The 18,833-nt window shown below is 73.7% G+C and carries 14 protein-coding genes and 2 pseudogenes; 7 read left to right on the forward strand and 9 right to left on the reverse strand.

What is annotated here, in order from left to right; genetic code table 11:
- The first annotated feature begins 1 nt into the window (after nt 1).
- A complete protein-coding gene (locus tag ACWDSL_RS33570; RefSeq protein ID WP_450491744.1) occupies nt 2-478 on the forward strand; it encodes an LOG family protein in 477 nt (158 codons plus the stop codon).
- Here ACWDSL_RS33570 and ACWDSL_RS33575 read toward each other — a convergent pair.
- The 5 genes from ACWDSL_RS33575 to egtA form a co-directional block, all read right to left on the reverse strand.
- The gene (locus tag ACWDSL_RS33575; RefSeq protein ID WP_450491730.1) at nt 458-1,693 is read right to left on the reverse strand and encodes a transglycosylase family protein; all 1,236 of its coding nucleotides are present in this window, start codon (nt 1,691-1,693) and stop codon (nt 458-460) included. The genes ACWDSL_RS33570 and ACWDSL_RS33575 overlap by 21 nt on opposite strands.
- Nucleotides 1,694-1,984: 291 nt before the next feature.
- Nucleotides 1,985-2,950, reverse strand: coding sequence for an L-histidine N(alpha)-methyltransferase (gene egtD, locus ACWDSL_RS33580; protein ID WP_450491731.1), 966 nt, complete (start codon nt 2,948-2,950; stop codon nt 1,985-1,987).
- Nucleotides 2,947-3,702, reverse strand: a complete 756-nt coding sequence (egtC, locus tag ACWDSL_RS33585; RefSeq protein ID WP_450491745.1) for an ergothioneine biosynthesis protein EgtC — start codon at nt 3,700-3,702, stop codon at nt 2,947-2,949. The genes egtD and egtC overlap by 4 nt, the downstream gene beginning before the upstream one ends.
- Before the next feature lie 25 nt (nt 3,703-3,727).
- Nucleotides 3,728-5,062, reverse strand: coding sequence for an ergothioneine biosynthesis protein EgtB (egtB, locus tag ACWDSL_RS33590; RefSeq protein ID WP_450491732.1), 1,335 nt, complete (start codon nt 5,060-5,062; stop codon nt 3,728-3,730).
- Complete coding sequence (gene egtA, locus ACWDSL_RS33595) at nt 5,059-6,324, reverse strand: ergothioneine biosynthesis glutamate--cysteine ligase EgtA (RefSeq protein ID WP_450491733.1); 1,266 nt, start codon at nt 6,322-6,324, stop codon at nt 5,059-5,061. Before egtA ends, egtB begins: the two co-directional genes overlap by 4 nt.
- Before the next feature lie 244 nt (nt 6,325-6,568).
- Here egtA and ACWDSL_RS33600 point away from each other — a divergent pair, with 244 nt between their 5' ends.
- The 4 genes from ACWDSL_RS33600 (at nt 6,569) to ACWDSL_RS33615 (ending at nt 10,352) form a co-directional block, all read left to right on the forward strand.
- Nucleotides 6,569-7,573, forward strand: a complete 1,005-nt coding sequence (locus ACWDSL_RS33600) for an NADPH:quinone oxidoreductase family protein (RefSeq protein WP_450491734.1) — start codon at nt 6,569-6,571, stop codon at nt 7,571-7,573.
- Nucleotides 7,570-8,769 (forward strand): acyl-CoA dehydrogenase family protein, encoded by a 1,200-nt coding sequence (locus tag ACWDSL_RS33605; RefSeq protein ID WP_450491735.1) that lies wholly within the window; start codon nt 7,570-7,572, stop codon nt 8,767-8,769. The genes ACWDSL_RS33600 and ACWDSL_RS33605 overlap by 4 nt, the downstream gene beginning before the upstream one ends.
- Nucleotides 8,766-9,950 carry an acyl-CoA dehydrogenase family protein gene (locus ACWDSL_RS33610; protein ID WP_450491736.1) on the forward strand — a complete coding sequence of 395 codons (1,185 nt, stop codon included), beginning with the start codon at nt 8,766-8,768 and terminating at the stop codon, nt 9,948-9,950. Before ACWDSL_RS33605 ends, ACWDSL_RS33610 begins: the two co-directional genes overlap by 4 nt.
- A 207-nt stretch (nt 9,951-10,157) precedes the next feature.
- On the forward strand, nt 10,158-10,352 hold the full coding sequence (locus ACWDSL_RS33615; RefSeq protein WP_014174314.1) for a hypothetical protein: 195 nt from the start codon (nt 10,158-10,160) through the stop codon (nt 10,350-10,352).
- A gap of 6 nt (nt 10,353-10,358) precedes the next feature.
- Here ACWDSL_RS33615 and ACWDSL_RS33620 read toward each other — a convergent pair.
- Nucleotides 10,359-11,567, reverse strand: a pseudogene (locus tag ACWDSL_RS33620) (phosphodiester glycosidase family protein); the annotation flags it as partial.
- A gap of 269 nt (nt 11,568-11,836) precedes the next feature.
- On the opposite strand from ACWDSL_RS33620, the gene ACWDSL_RS33625 reads away from it, so the two are divergent.
- Nucleotides 11,837-12,697 (forward strand): phosphatidylinositol-specific phospholipase C/glycerophosphodiester phosphodiesterase family protein, encoded by an 861-nt coding sequence (locus tag ACWDSL_RS33625; RefSeq protein WP_450491737.1) that lies wholly within the window; start codon nt 11,837-11,839, stop codon nt 12,695-12,697.
- Nucleotides 12,698-12,893: 196 nt separating this feature from the next.
- On the opposite strand, the gene ACWDSL_RS33630 is transcribed toward ACWDSL_RS33625, so the two are convergent.
- Entirely contained in the window at nt 12,894-14,123 is a 1,230-nt protein-coding gene (locus tag ACWDSL_RS33630; protein ID WP_450491738.1) for an ROK family protein, read from the reverse strand.
- A 78-nt stretch (nt 14,124-14,201) separates the two neighbouring features.
- A complete protein-coding gene (gene xylB, locus ACWDSL_RS33635) occupies nt 14,202-15,665 on the reverse strand; it encodes a xylulokinase (RefSeq protein ID WP_450491739.1) in 1,464 nt (487 codons plus the stop codon).
- A gap of 183 nt (nt 15,666-15,848) precedes the next feature.
- Between xylB and xylA the strand changes: the two genes are divergently transcribed.
- Nucleotides 15,849-17,021: a xylose isomerase gene (gene xylA, locus ACWDSL_RS33640; protein ID WP_450491740.1), complete on the forward strand. Its 1,173-nt coding sequence runs from the start codon at nt 15,849-15,851 to the stop codon at nt 17,019-17,021.
- Between the two features lie 199 nt (nt 17,022-17,220).
- On the opposite strand, the pseudogene ACWDSL_RS33645 reads toward xylA, so the two are convergent.
- A pseudogene (locus ACWDSL_RS33645) lies at nt 17,221-18,198 on the reverse strand (pectinesterase family protein); the annotation flags it as partial.
- Between the last annotated feature and the right edge of the window lie 635 nt (nt 18,199-18,833).

Below are 18,833 nucleotides of genomic sequence, written 5' to 3' on the forward strand. Positions count from 1 at the left end.
GCTGGTCTACGGAGGGGCCAGGGTGGGCCTGATGGGGGCCGTGGCCGACGCCGCCCTGCGCGGGGGCGCCGCCGTCACGGGCGTCATCCCGCGGCACCTGGCGCGCCACGAGATCCGCCACACCGGTCTCACCCGGCTCCTGGTCGTCGAGGACATGCATCAGCGCAAGGCGCGCATGGCGGAACTCGGCGACGCCTTCGTGGCCTTACCTGGCGGGCTCGGCACCGCCGAGGAGTTCTTCGAGGCGCTGACATGGGCCCAGATCGGGCTGCACGACAAGCCGTGCGCCCTCCTCGACACCGACGGCTTCTACCAGCCCCTGCTGGCCTTGCTCGCCCACGCCGCGGCCGAAGGGTTCATGTCGCGCCGCGACGTGGACGGCATCGTGGTCTGCGCGCGGCCCGGGGACCTCCTGCCCCGGCTCGCCGCGCGCGCCCGCTCGGCCTGCTCGGCCTGCTCAGATGGAGACGCCGTGTGAGCGCAGATAGGCCAGCGGGTTGATGTCGGAGCCGTAACCGGGGCCGGTGCGGATCTCGAAGTGCAGATGCGGACCGGTGGCGTTGCCCGTCGAGCCGCTGCGGCCCACCTGCTGGCCGCCGCCCACCTGCTGGCCCGCCCGGACGGACAGCTGCGACAGATGGGCGTACTGGCTGTACCGGCCGTCCGGGTGCTGGATGACCACCTCGTAGCCGTATGCGTCGGCCCACCCCGCCGAGACCACCCGGCCGGCGCCGACGGCCTTGACCGAGGTGCCGATGCCCACGGGGAAGTCGACGCCGGTGTGATGGCCGCTCGACCAGCTGCCTCCGGCCGCGCGGTACGCCGTGCTCGGGCCGACCCCGCTGACCGGGGCGGTGAACTCCGAGGTGCTGGCGGGCTTCTTGGCGGCGGGCTTATGGGTGGTCCGGTGGTGGTCGGGCTTGGCGGCCTTCGACGGCCGCTCGGTCTTCGGCTTCGCTTTCGCCTTGGCCTTGGGCTCGGCTTTGGGTTCGTGCTTCGCCTTGGGCTTGGCCTTGGCCCCGGAATCGTTCAGAGAGAGCTTCTGGCCCGGGTAGATCAGATCTGGGTCGCCGCCGACGGTCTCGCGGTTGGCCTGGTAGATCGTCTGCCAGCCGCCGTTGACATCGTGCCGCTTGGCGATCCGGGTCAGCGTGTCGCCGCTGATGACCACGTACGCGCTGTCCTTGGCCGACGTGCGGCCCGGGAGGCTGGTGGGCGTCGGCGTGTCGCGCTTGGTCTGCGGGGTGCGGTCGGCCTGCTGGTGTGTCGTCGCCGACGCGGCCTTGGCCTTGGGCGCGCTCTGCGGGGCGGCGTCGGCTCGGGTCAGCCCGGCCCGCCCCGAGCAGTTCGGCCAGGCGCCGGGGCCCTGGGCGTCGAGCACCTTCTCGGCTACGGCTATCTGCTGGTCCTTGCTGGCCAGGTCGGCCCGGGGCGCGTACGCGGTCCCGCCGTACGCCGCCCAGGTGGACTGGGTGAACTGCAGGCCTCCGTAGAAGCCGTTGCCGGTGTTGATGTCCCAGTTCTCGGTGGACTCGCAGTGGGCGACCTTCTCCCAGGTCTCCCCGGAGGCCGCGCCCGCCCCGGCCGCACCGACCAGCGGCAGGGCGATACCGGCGCCGCCCGCGGTGACGGTGAGCGAGGCGCGGGAGATGCGGTTGGGCTTGTAGCGGCGATGGCGTCCGCGTAAGGCCATGGACGGCTCCTTCTCATGCGCCTTCGCGGCGCGCTGCCGGGCGCGCCAAAGATTAAGGGTGTGGATTTCGCCACATCAAGAGGGAGTTGGGGCACGGTTGACGGCCGCAACGCGCTGCGCTGCGGCCTCACCGCTGGAGAGTGACGTGGATCACATTATTTCGGTCGGTGTTGCGGGTGGAACGGAGCGTAGTGATGTCAACAGGGCGTGGTAACAGCGGAGTTGCGCGCCCCCTCGGCCGCGGCGCGCCCCGAGACTGAGCGGGGAGGAGGACGACCCGGCGCCCAGCCCCTACACCCGGACCGCGAGCGACAGCGCGAACCGCCCCTCGCCGTCGGTCCACCACCGCCGCGGCTGGAGCCCCGCCGCGGTGAGCTCCGCCCGCACCCGCTCCCGGCGGAACTTCGCGGAGACCTCGGTGCGGATCTCCTCCCCGGCCGCGAGGTGCACCGCCAGGTCCAGCGCCGGGATTTTCGCGGTGATGGCACCGCGGGCCCGCAGCCGCATCTCGATCCACTCGTGCTCGGCGTCCCACAGCGCCACATGGTCGAAGTCCGCCGGGTCGAAGTCCGCGCCCAGCTCCCGGTCGAGGACGGCCAGCACGTTCTTGTTGAACTCCGCCGTGACGCCCTGCGCGTCGTCGTACGCGGCGACCAGCGTGGCCTCGTCCTTGACCAGGTCGGTGCCCAGCAGCAGCGCGTCGCCCGGCGCCAGCAGGGCGCCGACCGAGGTGAGGAACCCGGCCCGCTCGACGGGCAGCAGATTGCCGATGGTGCCGCCGAGGAACGCCACCAGGCGCGGGCCCGGCGTGTCCTGCGGAAGGGCAAGCCCCTCCAGGAAGTCGGCGACCAGCGCGTGCACCGTCAGCTCCGGGTGCTCGGCGAGCAGGGCGCGCCCGGCGAGGGTCAGCGCGCTCTCGCTCACGTCCACGGGTACGTAGGCGTGCAGATCCGGCAGGGCGCGGAGCAGATGGCGGGTCTTCTCGGAGGAGCCGGAACCCAGCTCGACGAGGGTACGGGCGCGGGTCGCGGCGGCGATCTCCGCGGCCCGGGCGACCAGGATCTCCCGCTCCGCGCGGGTCGGGTAGTACTCGGGCAGTTCGGTGATCCGCTCGAACAGCTCGCTTCCGCGGGCGTCGTAGAACCACTTCGGCGGCAGCTGTTTGGGGGTGCGGGTAAGCCCCTCGGCCACATCGGCGCGCAGCGCGGCGGCCGTGGCGTCGGCGGGCAGGGTGCGGGTGATGGTGAAGGGGCTCACAGGGAAGCCTCCTTGAGTGCGGTGAGCTGAATATCGGAGCGAGTGGCGGTGAGCAGGGTGCAGTCGGGGACGTCGGTCCAGCGCGGGTCGTCGTCGTACGGCTCGGAGGCGACCACCACGCTGTGGCCCGGATCGGCCAGATAGCTGAGGGTGTCGCCCCAAGTGGTGGCGGCGATGGTCTCGCCGTCCGTGAGCAGCAGATTCAGCCGTGACCCGGGCGCCGAGGCGGCCACCGTGTCAGTGGTCTCGCCCAGCGCCGTGGGCAGGTCGTGGCCCAGGCGGAGCCGGTGCAGCGTGAGCGCCCACAGGAACGCCGCGTCGCAGCGCGCCTCCAGCCGCAGCAGATCGGCGGGCGGCAGGGTGGTGACGAGGTCGGCCACGGAGTGGGGCCAGTCCTCGACCCTGCCGTTGTGGCTGAACAGCCAGGCCCCCGAGGCGAAGGGGGCGGCGCCCGCCTCCCCGTCGGCGCTCGCCTCCGAGGCGTTGCGCACGGCGGCCAGCAGCGAGCCGGTCCGGATCACCCGGGCCAGATCGGTGAACGACGGATCGGCCCAGATGGGCCCGGCGCGCCGGTAGCGGGCGGCCACCGGGTCGCCCTCCGCGTACCAGCCGACGCCGAACCCGTCGGCGTTCATCCGACCGTGCCGCTGCCGCCGTGGCTCGTACGACTGGCGGTACAGCCCGTGCGGGGGCGCGATGAGGAGCTCCCCCACCGGGGTGTCGGGTCCGAGATAGGCGAGATGCCGGCACATCGGCATCACCCCCTTCCCTTCCGGTTCACGCTTCCCCGGGCGCCGCGTCGCGCGCGGTGCGGAAGCCGGAGAAGATCTGGCGGCGTATCGGCAGGTCCCAGTTGCGGAAGGTGCCGCGGCAGGCGACCTGGTCCACGGCGAAGGAGCCGCCGCGCAGCACCTTGTACGCGTCACCGAAGAAAACCTCCGAGTACTCGCGGTACGGAAAGGCCCGGAACCCCGGGTATGGCAGGAAGTCGCCGGCCGTCCACTCCCATACGTCGCCGATCAGCTGCCGGACGCCGAGCGGCGAGGCACCGCGCGGATAGCTGCCGGCCGGGGCCGGTCGCAGATGGCGCTGGCCCAGGTTGGCGTGGACCGGGGTGGGGTCGGCGTCGCCCCAGGGGTAGCGCCGGGACCGGCCGTCGGCCGGATCGTGCCGGGCGGCCTTCTCCCACTCCACCTCGGTGGGCAGCCGCCGGCCCGCCCAGCGGGCGTAGGCGTCGGCCTCGTACCAGCTCACATGCACCACGGGCTCATCGGGCCGCACTGGCTCCGTCACGCCGAACCGCCGACGCAGCCACTGCCCGCCCTCGCGCCGCCAGAACAGCGGCGCGGTGAGGCTGTGCTCGCGGACATGGCGCCAGCCCGCCTCGGTCCACCAGCGCCGCCGCTCGTAGCCGCCGTCCTCGATGAACTGCGCGTAGGCGCCGGCCGTGACCGGGGTGGTGTCCATGAAGAAGGCGGGGACCACCCGCCGGTGGGCCGGGCGCTCGTTGTCCAGGGCCCAGGGTTCGGTGGAGGTGCCCATGGTGAACGAGCCACCGGGGATCAGCACCTCCGCCGGCAGCGCGGCGCCGTCAGCGCTTTCCGGCGGGGGCGGGGCGGTGAGCGCGGCGGGCCCCTGGCGCAGTTGGTGGGTGATGAGCATCGTCTCGTCGTGCTGCTGCTCGTGCTGCGCGATCATGCCGAACGCGAAGGCGGCGTCGACCAGCGGCCCGCCCCGCAGCGGGATCCGCTCGAGCACATCGAGCACCCGGCCGCGCACATCGGCCACGTATCCGCGGGCCTCGGCGGGCGGCAGCAGCGGCAGCGAGGGCCGCTTGGCGCGCGGGTGCTCGAAGGCGTCGTACACCGAGTCGATCTCGGGGCGCAGCGCCTCCTGCCCGGCGACCGCGCGCAGCAGCCACTGCTCCTCCTGGTTGCCGATGTGCGCCAGGTCCCAGACCAGCGGTGACATCAGCGGGGAGTGCTGGGCGGTGAGGTCGTGTTCGTCGACGCAGGTGGTGAGGGTGCCGGTGCGTTCGCGCGCGCGCCGCAGCGCCGCTGCGGCGCTCAGGCGCAGCGCCTCGGGGTCGGTGTCGGGGCCGGGAGCGGTCATGGCCGGTACTCCTTCCCGGTGACGGGGGTGAGCAGATCGTCGGCGGGACATCGGCCGCGGGCGACATAGCGGTCGGTGAAGGCGGCGACGGCGGAGGTGATGGCGGGGGAGGCCCCGAGCCGGGGCAGCGCCTCCAGGGCCGTGGTGAAGCAGACGGTCGCGGCGGCGCGCAGTTCGGGGTCGGCGAGGGCGTGGCGGGCGGCGGAGCGCCACAGCGGATTGGCGGGCGCGGGCTCCGGGCCCGCCGTTTCGGCGAGGGGTTTCACCACGCGGTAGACGGTCTCCGTCGCCTCGGGGTCGTCGAAGAGGGCCACGGTGACGGCGAGCGGGACGATCCAGCCGTCGTCGCCGCGCTGCGCGTCGATCATGCGCAGCTCCAGATGGCCGCGGGGGCGGACGGGCGGGAAGAGGGTCGATATGTGGTAGTCGAGGTCGTCCCGGGTGGGCGGCCGGGGCGCACCGGTGCGGATCCAGTCGCGGAAGGTGAGGCCGTACGGCACGGCCCACGCCTCCTCGCCGTCCCGGATGGCCATCACGGGCGCGTCCAGCACATACCCGGACCAGGCGGCCCGCAGGTCCGGGCCGGCGGGTGGCGCCAGCGTCCGGCCAGGGTCCATCGCGGTCCACAGGGCCTGCCGCGTCGAGCGGTAACCGGTGGGCGCGCCCTGGCGCAGGGGAGAGTTGGCGAAGGCGGCGGTCAGCACGGCCCCCAGCAGATGGGCCAGCCGCCAGCGCCGCCCGACGCCGAGCGGTCCCGGCTCGTCGTGGCCGGCGTCCACACACACCTGTACGGAGGCGGTGTTGCACATCATGGAACGCCCGGCCGGTCCACGGCGGTCGAAGTAGCTCTCCATCGTGGCGTAGCGGGGAGTGGTGAGAAACCGGCGTGGCGGGCGCCAGGGGTCGTGCCCGTGGCCGGCGATGCCCAGGCCGAGGCGGGCGAGGAGCGGGCGTACGAGCGCCAGATCGGCGGCGGCGGACTCCACCAGGACGGTGAGCGAGTCGGCCGGGAGGGAGCTGAGCTCCAGCTGGCCGCCGGGTTCGAAGGTGAGTCTTGACCGGAGCGGCAGTTCGCGCAGTGCGGTGACCGCGGCCTCCAGCCGGGCGGTCTCCACGGGGTGTGCGGGGTGGTGCACATCGTGTACGAGCCATTCGAGCTCGACACCGAACCGCCGGGGCGGTCCGGTCTTGAAACAGATGCCGCGTATTCGGGCCTCTGTCTCGGCTTCGTTGATCGCCTGGTTGTCGGGCACAGTCGTCATCTCCCGTCCGGTTCGGATGGGCTCGGTTCGCGCGCCCCCCTTTTTTCGGGGGCTCGCCTCCGGGGCGCTTCAGCAGCCCATCCAGCCTCAGGGCCCGTCCAGCGTCGCACAAGAGTGCATCCGTCGCCCGGCGGAGTGATCCGGACGCGCCTCGTCGGACGGTTCCGTTGGTCGTACCGACTGGTTAGTATGCGCTCGGCGCGGGGACCACGCGCCGACCGACAGGGTGTGGGAGGCCACCGGTATGCAGGCATGGCGAGTGCACGAGACAGGCGAGCCGCGCGCGGTGATGCGCCTGGAAGAGGTGGCGGAGCCGGCGGCCGGGCCCGGGCAGCTGCTGCTGCGGGTCAGGGCCGCCGACGTCAACTTCCCCGACGCCCTGCTGTGCCGCGGGCAGTACCAGGTGCGCCCGCCGCTGCCGTTCACCCCCGGGGTCGAGGTGTGCGGCGAGGTCCTGGCCGTCGGCGAGGGGGCGCAGGGCCGCCCGGGCGACCGGGTCATCGCCACCCCCGCGCTGCCCACCGGCGGCTTCGCCGAGACCACGGTCGTCAGCGCCGCGGCCGCACTGCCCGCGCCCGACGCGCTGGACGACGCGCAGGCCGCGGCGCTGCACATCGGCTACCAGACCGGATGGTTCGGCCTGCACCGCCGGGCCCGGCTGCAGCCCGGCGAGACGCTGCTCGTGCACGCCGCCGCGGGCGGTGTCGGCAGCGCCGCCGTCCAGCTGGGCAAGGCCCACGGGGCGCGGGTGATCGGCGTCGTCGGCGGCGAGGACAAGGCCAAGGTGGCCCGGGAGCTCGGCTGCGACCTGGTGATCGACCGGCGGCACGAGGACATCGTGGCGGCCGTCAAGGAGGCCACCGGCGGGCGGGGCGCCGATGTGATCTACGACCCGGTCGGCGGCGACGCGTTCGCCAAGTCGGTCAAGTGCGTGGCTTTCGAGGGCCGGATCTTGGTCGTCGGATTCGCCAGCGGCGTGGTGCCCCAGGCCGCGCTCAACCACGCCCTCGTCAAGAACTACGCCATCCTCGGCCTCCACTGGGGCCTGTACAACACCCACGACCCCGCCGCCGTCCGCGCCTGCCACGACGAGCTGACGCGCCTCGCCGCCCAGGGCACGGTCAGCCCCCTGGTCAGCGAGCGGGTGCCGCTGGACGCGGCAGCCGACGCCGTCCAGCGCGTCGCGGACGGCACCACCACCGGCCGCGTGGTGGTCGTCCCGGGGCAGCGTCAGGGGGAGGGGCGATGAGTACGACCACGGAGCGGGTGACCGCCGACGGACTGCGCGACCAGGTCAGGCAGCTGCTCGCCGAGCACCCCGTGGCCACCACGGGCAGGCTGGACTTCCTGCGGGCCCGCTTCGACGCCGGACTCGCCTGGATCCACTACCCGGTGGGGCTCGGCGGCCTGGGCGCCCCCCGCTCCCTGCAGTCCGTCGTGGACGCCGAACTCGACGCCGCGGGCGCGCCGGACAACGACCCCCGCCGCATCGGCATCGGCCTCGGCATGGCCGCGCCCACCATCCTCGGCTTCGGCACCGACGAGCAGCGCACCCGTCTGCTGCGCCCCCTGTGGACCGGCGAGGAGGTGTGGTGCCAGCTGTTCAGCGAACCGGGAGCCGGCTCCGACCTCGCGGCCCTCGGCACCCGGGCGGTGCGCGACGGCGACAGCTGGGTGATCGACGGGCAGAAGGTCTGGACGTCCAGCGCCCACCTCGCCCGCTGGGCGATCCTGATCGCCCGCACCGACCCGGACCTGCCCAAGCACCGCGGTATCAGCTACTTCATCTGCGATATGACCGACCCCGGGGTCGAGGTGCGCCCGCTGCGCCAGATCACCGGCGAGGCGGAGTTCAACGAGGTCTTCCTCACCGGTGTGCGCATCCCCGACAGCCGGCGCCTCGGCGAGGTCGGCGAGGGCTGGAAGGTCGCCCAGACCACCCTGATGAACGAGCGCGTCGCCATCGGCGGCGGCCGCGTCCCCCGCGAGGGCGGCATGATCGGCCGGATCGCCATGGCCTGGCGCGAACGGCCCGAGCTGCGCACCCACGATCTCCACCAGCGGCTGCTCGGGCTGTGGGTGGAGGCCGAGGCGGCCCGGCTGGCGGGCGAACGGCTGCGCCAGCAGCTCGCGATGGGCCAGCCCGGCCCCGAGGGCTCGGCGATGAAGCTCGCCTTCGCCCGCCTCAACCAGGAGATCAGCAGCCTGGAGGTGGAACTGCTGGGCGAGGAGGGCCTGCTGTACGACGACTGGACGCTGCGCCGCCCCGAACTCGTCGACTTCACCGGGCGCGACGCCGGCTACCGGTATCTGCGCGCCAAGGGCAACTCCATCGAGGGCGGCACCTCCGAAGTGCTGCTCAACATCGTCGCCGAACGCGTCCTGGGCCTGCCGTCCGAGCCGCGGACCGACAAGGACCTCCCGTGGAAGGACCTGCCCCGATGAGCACCCCGGACAAGCTCTCTTCCGAGGCCGACCTGCTCTACTCCGAGGCCGAGGACGATCTGCGCGCCGCCGCGCGGTCGCTGCTCGCCGACCGCTGCCCGCCCTCCGCCGTGCTCGCCGAGGCGGAGAGCCGCCGCCCGTACGACCCCGCGTTGTGGCGCTCGCTGGCCGTGGAGATGGGGACGGCCGGGCTGCTGGTGCCCGACAAGCTGGGCGGACAGGGCGCCACCGCACGGGAGGCCGCCGTCGTACTGGAGGAGCTGGGCCGCTCCGTCGCCCCCGTTCCCTATCTCACCAGCGCCGTGCTCGCCGTCTCCGCCTTGCTGGGCTGCGACACCGATGAGGAGCAGGTGGCCCGGCTGCTCGGCGGGCTCGCCGAGGGGAGCGTGGTCGGCGCGCTCGCGCTGCCGCTGTCCACCGCGCCCGGCGGCGCGCCGCCCGCGACCGTCACCGCCGGCGCCGACGGCGCCCTGAGCGGCCGGGTCGGCGGCGTGGCGGGCGCGGTCGGGGCGGATGTGCTGCTGGTCCCCGCCGAGGGCCCGGACGGGTACGGGCTCTACGCCGTGGACATCGACACCACGGGCGTCACCGGCGTCACCGGCGTCGCTGGCGGCGTCACCGTCGAGCCGCTGACCTCGCTCGACCTCACCCGGCCGCTCGCCGCGCTCCACTTCGCTCAGGCCCCGGCCCGCCGCCTCGCCGGGCCCGACCGCGCCCGGGCCGCCGTCGGCCGGGCCCTTATGGCGGGAGCCGGGCTGCTCGCCTCCGAGCAACTGGGTCTGGCCGAATGGTGTTTGGCGGAGACCGTACGGCACACCAAGGAGCGCCATCAGTTCGGCCGCCCCATTGGTTCGTTCCAGGCGCTCAAACATCGAATGGCCAGGCTCTGGCTGGAGCTGGTCTCCGCCCGCGCCGCGGCCCGCCACGCCGCCGACGCGCTCGCCGCGGACAGCCCCGAGGTCCCCGTCGCGGTGGCGGTCGCCCAGTCGTACGGTGCGCGGGTCGCGGTGCACGCTGCCGAGGAGTGCGTGCAACTGCACGGCGGGATCGGCATGACCTGGGAACATCCGGCGCATCTCTACCTCAAGCGGGCCAAGAGCGACGAGATCGCGCTGGGCACCCCCGGCCGCCACCGCGAGGCGCTGGCCGGGCTGGTGGACCTGTCCGCCCCCGTGGGCTGAGCAGTCCGGTCCCGCTCCCGGCCGCCGCGCGTGGTGCTTCGCGCGGCGGCCGGGGGCGGTCGGGGTGTGGTGTTCGGGAGTGGCCGGGGCGTTCGTACCCGTGATCGGCACTCGTATGGAGCACCGCGATGGCGCGGGTCAAGGGCATAACTGGGCGAAACTGGCGGCCGGATTCCGATCCTCATGAAGCGCCTGAGGAGGCTCGCCATGGCCATTTCGATCTCCGTGGTCCTACTGCTGCTGATCCTGGCGGTGGTCTTCCTGCGGAGCGGAGGGCTGCGTATCTCCCATGCGCTGGTCTGCGTCACGCTGGGCTTCTACCTGGCCAGCAGCAGCATCGCGCCCACCATCTCCGAGGGGCTGGCGGCGACCGCGGACGTGGTCAGCAGCGTCCGGCCCTGACCGGGCGCGGCTGAACAACGCGATCCCATTGGGGACCAGCCGCTCGGTGCCGCCCGAGGGATGGTTGCGCACCGTCAACCGCTCACCGTCCGCCTCCCGCGCCACAAGCGTCGAGGAGCCGCCGCCGTCGAGGTTGACCACATCGTCGGCGCCGAGGCCGAGCATCACATCCGCGAGCTCGCTGAGGGTCAGCCCGGCGCGGTAGGTCATCTCGCCGTCCAGCACCAGCAGATACAGCCGATGCCCGCGGTCGCCGATGCCCGCCGCCGTGCGCACCGCCCCGGTGACCGGGTCGAGCCCGTCCAGCCTGTGGCGGTCGCGCACGATCGGAAAGCCGCCGAGCGCGAAGGCGAACCGTGGGCCGTGCGTATCGCGCAGCCCGTAGTCGAAGCGCACCGGGTCGCCCACCCGCAGCTCGCGCAGCGCCCGCGCCCCCGCCTCCCGCCCCACCAGGACGAACGAGTCGGCCTCGATCGGGCCCTTGCCGGGCGTGACCGCCCGCTCGGCGACCCGGCCCTCACGCACCGTCACCTCGAAGGTCTCCGCGCTGCAGGGCGCCGACCGGGCGGTGTCCACACCGCAGGTGGCCCGCACCCGGGACGCGCTGCCCCACTCGGAGGTGTACGCCCCGATGCCGTCCACGGCCACCGCGTACTGGTTCAGCCCGCGCAGCGGCCGGGTGCCCCGTCCCTCCGCCGTCACCGTGCCGCGCAGGGTCAGCCGACCCACCCGGGCGATCCGGTCGGTGCCGACCCCGATGACGTCCTCGGTGGAGGTGCCGAGCGGTGCCGCCGGGCCGAACCGCTGGCCCTGGGGCACCGCCGACTTGAGCGGCAGCCCGCCCGTGACCTCCGGGCCCACCGCGGCGCCCGTCGCGTCCACTCCGGGGTGCTGGGTCTCGGTGATGTCGAAGAAGTCGCCGTTCACGGCGGCGATCGCGGAGCGCTCGGCGGCCATCGTGGAGACCCGGGCGCGCGAGGCGACCGCGTCGGGGTGGAGCAGGTCGAGCGAGACCTCAGGCTGCCGTAGATCGACGGTGAGCAGATGGCCAAGCGCCGTGCCGTGCGAGGTGGCCAGCGTGAACTGGCGGTACTCCACGCCGGGCGCCGGCGCGGTGTGCTCCAGATAGTGGGGCGCGGCGTGGAGGGTGGGCACGGAACCCGCCCCGGCCGGGCCCGCCCCGGCCAGTACGCCCCAGGCGAGGACCACCGCCACCGCCGTGCACGTCCGCCTGGTGCCCGCACATTTCTTCTTGGTTCCCGCGCGTCTCCTCACTGCCACGGCGCACCTCCCGTCAACCACCGGGCCAGGGCCATCGCTTCGGGACGCGCCGCGCGTGCCGCGGGAACGGTACGGAAATGGCCGGAGACCACCCGCGGAACTCTTCGCACGCCCCTGCCCAACCGGCCCGTGCCGCCCCGATACTCACTGGCGTCCGTTGTGCAACCCCGGCCCCGAGCCGGGGCAAGAGCCGGGAGGCCCCCATGGTCCGCCGTACGCGCCGTGCGTTTGTCGTCACCCTCGGAGCAGCTGTGGCGGGCGGGATAGCCGCCCCCGCATACGCGAGTTCGGGCTCCGGCAGGGGCAAGCCGCCGCTGGCCAGAGCCCACGCCCACAACGACTACGAACACCCGCATCCGCTCACCGACGCGCTCTCCCACGGCTTCGGGAGCGTCGAGGCCGACATCTGGCTGGTGGACGGCCAGTTGCTGGTCGCCCATGACGCGGAAGACCTCGACCCCACCCGCACCCTGGAGTCGCTCTACCTCGACCCGCTGGCGCGGCGCGTCAAGCAGAACGGCGGCCGGGTCTACCGCGGCCACGACCTGACGCTCCAGCTGCTCATCGACATCAAGACCGCGGGCGAGCCCACCTACCTCGAACTCGCCAAACGCCTGCGCCCCTACCACTCGATGCTGTCCAGCGCCCACGGCGGCGTCGGCGGCCGGGTGCGCCGCTCCGCGGTGACCCCCGTCATCTCGGGCGACCGTGGCGCGCGGGCCCCGATGGAGGCCGAGCGGGTGCGCCACGCCTTCTACGACGGGCGTCTCGAGGACCTGGGCAGCGGTGTGCCCGCCTCCTTCATCCCGCTCATCAGCAGCAACTGGACGCAGAGCTTCAGCTGGCTGGGCGCCGGTCAGATGCCGTCGGCCGAGCGGGACAAGCTGCGTCAGATCGTGGGCTCGGCGCACGCCAACGGCCAGCGCGTCCGCTTCTGGGCCACCCCCGACGTGGCGGGCGCGGAGCGCGAGGCGCTGTGGCGCGAACTCCTGGCCGCCGACGTCGACTACATCAACACCGACGACCTGGCGGGTCTGGAGAACTTCCTGCGCGGCGCTCACTGACCCGCCCCGCGGACTCACGGCAGTCACTGGCAGATCGTATGATCACCACACGCGCCTCCCTGGGAGGCGCGTGTCGGCCAGTCGGGCGACAGCACTGACGACACGCCGAAGCGGCCGGGCCGTAGGGCTCGGCCGGGGGGCAGTGCTCAGCCAAGCCGCAGGGCTAGGCCGGGCCGCCGGGCGCCCCCTGGGTGCTTTACGCGCCGTCCTCCCTCAGCGCCGCCGGGTCGTCCAGAACCCCCTGGACCACCGAGCCCGCCGCGCCCAGCACCGGGCCGTCGGAGCCCAGCCGGGAGACGGTCACCACGTCCTGGCCCGGCCTGGCGGGATCCGTGAGCCGCTGCGCCAGCTCTCGCTCCAGGGCGGGCAGCAGCCAGGGCGCCAGCGGGGTGAGCGCCCCGCCCAGCACCACCTTCTGCGGGTCGAGAAGGTTCACCGTGCCCGCCAGGGCGATGCCAAGCGCCGCACCCGCGCCGCGCAGCGCGCCCCGCACCTTCTGGTCGCCGTCCGCCGCGCGCCGGGCCAGCAGGGCGATCCGGCTCCCGGGAGCCCGGTGCTCGTCGGCGGCCTGCTCCGCGGGGATGCCCCCGGCCCGCAGCACGGCCTCCTCGCCCGCGTACTGTTCCAGACAGCCGCGCCCGCCGCATACGCACGCGGGGCCCTCGGGCCGCACCGGCACATGGCCCAGCTCGCCCGCGAATCCATGCGTTCCGCGCAGCAGCCGTCCGTCGATCACCACGGCGGCACCGATACCGATCTCGGCCGAGACATGCACGAAGTCACGCGGTGCGGGGTCGTGCCCGCCGAGCCACAGCTCCGCGAGCGCGCCCAAGTTGGCCTCGTTCTCGACGGTCAGGGGCAGGCCCGGCAGCGCCTCGCGCAGCCCGAGGCCCACATCCACGCCCTCCCAGCCGAGGTTCGGCGCCCGCACCACGACGCAGGACTCGCGCGCCACCAGCCCGGGCACCGCGACCGCGAGCCCCACCGGCCGCAGCCCCTCGCCCTCCGCCTCCGCCGCGACACGCCGTACGAGCTCGGCGAGTCGCCCGAGGACGGGGCCCGGCGCGCCGTCCCGGTTCGCCGACTCGACCTGGGCTCGTACCCGCACCCGCCTGCCGAGGTCCATCGCGCACACCGCCAGGTGGTCCACGCCTATCTCCGCGCCAAGACCGGCCGGTCCGCGCTCGTTGAGCTGCAGCGCGCTGCCGGGGCGGCCGACCGTGCCCGGCCGGGACGGCCCGAGCTCCACCAGCAGCCCGTCCCGGGCCAGCTCGTCGACAAGCGTCGAGACGGCGGCCCGGGTCAGCCCGATCCGGGCCGCGACGGCGGCGCGGGACAGCGGGCCGTGCGCGGCCACGGCGTGCAGCACGAGGGAGAGGTTGCGTCTGCGCATCGCCTGCTGAGTGTTGGGCAGTGGCGCTGCCACCTGACGGTTCTCCTGTCTTTGCCGTGGGTCCTGGCGGTGGTGGACCCCGCGCTGTACCTCCGTGGCCCGGCCCCGACCCTACGGCGTGGAGCCGCGCAGCAACGCGTCGGCATCGGACAGAACCCCGCCCAGCCGCTCCAGCGCCACCTCGTCGCGCTTCACCGGCTCGTACGAGGGCCCCTCCGCCGTCTTCCAGCGCCGGGCCACCGCCGCTGGGTCCTCGCCCAGCAGCAGGCCCGCGGCCTGGGCTGCCGCGCCGAGTGCGACCAGCTCCTCGGCCCGGGGCACCTGGACGGGCCGGCCACTGAGGCGGCGCACCGTCTCCCGCCACGCCGTGCCCTTGGCGCCACCGCCGATGAGCAGCAGCGGAGCGTCGGGCGCGGCGTCCGCGTCCAGGACCCGGTCGAGCGCGGTGAGCAGCGCGAACACGGCTCCGTCGTAGGCCGCCTGGAGCAGCTGACCCGGCGTCGTGTCATGGCGCAGCCCGTACAGCAGCCCGGAGGCCAGCGGCAGGTCGGGGGTGCGCTCGCCGTCGAGGAACGGCAGCAGAACGGCCGAGCCGCCCGGCTCCACCGCCTCGCGCTCGCGGCCGAGCAGGGCGGCGATCCGGTCGACGGCCAGCGTGCAGTTGAGCGTGCAGGCCAGCGGCAGCCAGCCGGAGCGCGCGTCCGCGAACCCCGCGACCACCCCCGTGGGGTCGGCGGGCCGGCGCTCCGAGACGGCGTAGACGGTGCCGGAGGTGCCCAGGCTCAGCACGGGCTGTCCCGCCCGCAGGCCGAGGCCGAGCGCCGCGGCCATGTTGTCGCCCGTACCCGTGGCCACCAGGGCGCCGTCGGGCAGCGGCAGGTCCGGGAGGTGCCGTACGGTCCCGGCCGCCTCGCCGTGCCGCAGCACGCGCGGCAGCAGGTCGGGGGAGAGGCCGACGCGCCGCAGGATCTCCTCGTCGTACGACTCGCTCGACGACGCCCACCAGCCGGTGCCGGAGGCGTCGCCCCGGTCGGTCGTGCCCTGGCCGGTGAGCCGTTCGGTGAGGTAGTCGTGGGGGAGCCGGACGGCGGCGGTGGCCCGTGCGGCCTCGGGTTCGGTCTCCTGCAGCCAGGCCCACTTGGTGACGGTGAAGGCGGGCGCGGGCACGCTGCCGATCCGCTCCGCCCACGCCTTCGGCCCGCCCAGCTCCTCGACCAGCCGGTCGCGCTGCGGTGCCGAGCGCACGTCGTTCCACAGCAGCGCCGGGCGCACCGGGCGCCCCGCGGCGTCCAGCGTGACCAGGCCGTGCTGCTGGCCGCCGACCGAGATCGCGGCCGCCTGCCGGGCGTGCGTCCCGCACTGGCCGAGCGCTTCGGCCAGTGCCCGCCACCACTGCTCGGGGTCGCTCTCCTTGCCGTCACCCCCCGCCCCGCCGCCGACGGTGTGCGGTGCCTGGCCGCGAGCGACGACCTGGCCGGTCGCGGCGTCGACGACCAGTGCCTTCGTGGACTGCGTGGAGCTGTCCACGCCGACCACCAGCGGTCCCTCGGGCACGGGCACGGCTGCTGCTGCCATCGCGCTCTCCCTTTCACGTTCCTGTGTACGGCTGGTCAGGTGTGAGGCTGGTCAGTGTGAGGCCGACCAATCTTCGGCTGATCAACCTTCGGCTGACCAGTGTCCGGCCGAGCGGGGCTTCCCCGGAATGCTCGTGCATACTAATTTGTAAAGCGCCATGACGAAATAGGCGAGGGAGCCGCCATGAGCTACAACCCCACCCCTGAGGACAAGTTCACCTTCGGTCTGTGGACGGTCGGCTGGCAGGGCAGGGATCCCTTCGGGGACGCCACCCGCCCGGCGCTCGACCCCGTCGAGTCCGTGACGCGGCTCGCCGAGCTCGGCGCGTACGGCGTAACGTTCCACGACGACGACCTGATCCCCTTCGGTGCCTCCGAGACCGAGCGCGAGTCACACATCAAGCGCTTCCGGGAGGCCCTGGACGCCACGGGCATGACCGTGCCCATGGCCACCACCAACCTCTTCACCCACCCGGTCTTCAAGGACGGCGCGTTCACCGCCAACGACCGGGACGTGCGCCGCTACGCGCTGCGCAAGACCATCCGCAACATCGACCTCGCCGTCGAGCTGGGCGCCAAGACCTATGTGGCCTGGGGCGGGCGCGAGGGCGCCGAGTCCGGCGCCGCCAAGGACGTACGCGCCGCGCTCGACCGGATGAAGGAGGCCTTCGACCTGCTCGCGGACTATGTCACCGAGCAGGGCTACGACCTGCGGTTCGCCATCGAGCCCAAGCCCAATGAGCCGCGCGGCGACATCCTCCTGCCGACCGTCGGCCACGCCCTCGCCTTCATCGAGCGGCTGGAGCGGCCCGAGCTGTTCGGCGTCAACCCCGAGGTCGGCCATGAGCAGATGGCCGGGCTGAACTTCCCGCACGGCATCGCCCAGGCGCTGTGGGCGGACAAGCTCTTCCACATCGACCTCAACGGGCAGTCCGGCATCAAGTACGACCAGGACCTGCGCTTCGGGGCGGGCGATCTGCGGGCCGCCTTCTGGCTCGTCGACCTCCTGGAGACGGCCGGCTACCAGGGCCCGCGCCACTTCGACTTCAAGCCGCCGCGCACCGAGGACATCGCGGGCGTCTGGGCGTCCGCCGCCGGGTGCATGCGCAACTACCTCATCCTCAAGGAGCGGGCCGCGGCCTTCCGCGCCGACCCGGAGGTCCAGGAGGCGCTGCGCGCGTCGCGCCTGGACGAGCTGGCGCTCCCGACGCTCGGCGAGGGGGAGACCCTGGCTGGTCTGCTCGCGGACCGCGCCGCCTTCGAGGAGTTCGACGTCACGGCCGCGGCGGAGCGTGGCATGGCCTTCGAGCGCCTGGACCAGCTGGCGATGGACCACCTGCTGCGCGCCCGCGGCTGACCGCGGGCGGCGGCCGGCCCGCGCGCTGGTGGGGGTCGGCCGCCGGTGGTACGGATGTGAGCCGGCCGCCGGTGGTACGGACGTGGGCCGGCCGCCGGTGGTACGGACGTGGGCCGGCCGTCGATGGTGCGGACGTGGGCCGGCCGCCGGTCCAGCCCCCCGACGGGACCGGCGGCCGGGTTCCGGGGGACCGGAGCCGTCAGGGCGTCCAGTCGCCCAGCCAGTCCGCGATCTCGTAGTCCGCGGCCTGGGAGTCGCTGAGCTGAGGCCGGTCGGTGCTCGCCGACCCCGAACCCGCCCCGGTGTTCTTGTACTCGGCGAACCGGTCGTCCTTCCAGGAGAAGCCGCTCATATCCGTCCACGGGGTGGTCCGGACCGCGGCGCTCAGGGAGGTGTTGCGGACGATGGCCTGCGGGTCCAGGCTCGCGTCGCCGCCCGCGTGCCAGGGGCGGCCGAGGTAGTGGCTGCGGTCGCTGACATCGCCGGTGACGTTGCTGTTGATGATCAGGAAGCCGTGTTTGCCGGCCGCGGTCGAGGGCGCGGCCACATATCCGGCCGAGCTGCCGTCGTACCGCTTGACCAGCCGTATCGTCGACTTGGTGATCACGGCGGAGGCGCGGCCGAAGATGAAGTCGACATTGCCCTGGATCCAGGCGTTGTTGACGTACACCCGGCCGACCTTGTCCTTGCTCGCCGAGTCCAGCAGCAGCGTGTCCTGGTCGCCCAGGGCCCCGATGTTGTCCAGGACGATCTTGTCGCCCGCGGTGCGCAGCGCGACCGCCTGCTTGTCGGTGATGCTGGTGTTCGCCTCGTTGAAGTCGTTGACGAACTGCAGATTGCGGGCCTGGAAGTCGTCCGCCTCGACGGCGAAGGTCGCGCTGCCGCTGGTGCCGTAGGTCCCGCCGCCGGGCTTGGGGGTGCCCGAGGCGTTGTTGTAGACGATGGTCACGTCGTTCTTGCTGCTGGTGGTGCCCACCAGTCGGATATGCGGCTTGTTGCTGGGGATCTTCACGGTCTCGCGGTACGTGCCGGGCTTGACGGAGATGGTGACGGCGGAGGTGTTGTTCGCCGGCACCGCGTTGACCGCGGCCTGCACGGTGGTGTAGTTGCCGCTTCCGTCCTTCGCGACGACGATCGTCGCCGCGGCCTTGGCCTGCGCCGCCGGTGCGCCCGCGGCGACCAGCATGGCACCTGTGGCCAGGGCGAGTGGGGCGCTGACGAGCGGTCCAGTGAGGCGCCGCCGGGGGCGCCGGTCCGTTGGGGACATGGGGGGTGACTCCATCCCGTGGAGACGTGCCGAACATGCTGATGCCCTGCGGTTGCCGCGCGGGACGGAAAGGTTGCCGGGTGGGGCCGGCCGGTCGGCCGTACGGGGCCGGTCTCTCCGGACGCCACTTGGGCCCGCGGCGTCGGGGCACGCCCGGCCACCGCCGGGCGGGGTGCCCGCTGCCTTCGGCTGGGGTGTCGTCGGCCGACGGTGGCCGGTGTGCCGCCGCGCGGCGAGGCCGCGGCCCGCCGTGGCGCGGCTCCGTGGTCGACTTCGGCGGTGGTCGGCGGTGGGCAGGGGCGGTCAGGGGTGCTCCTCTGCCGACGTCGGCCCTCACGGCGTCGGTCGCCGATGACTCCGCCCCCGGCGTGCTTGGTTCACCCGGCGAGGGCGCCGCAGCGTGCCGCCCCTCGCCGGCGCGGGCAGCACACCCCCGCCGAGCATCACCGCCGCCACAGCGCGTACGGCAGGGCGTACGGCAGGGCGGGCGCGGGCGCGGCGTAGGTGCCGAGCACCCTTCGCGGCGCCGGTGCTCAGGCGCACCG

It is taken from the genome of Streptomyces sp. NPDC000941, from assembly GCF_053599555.1.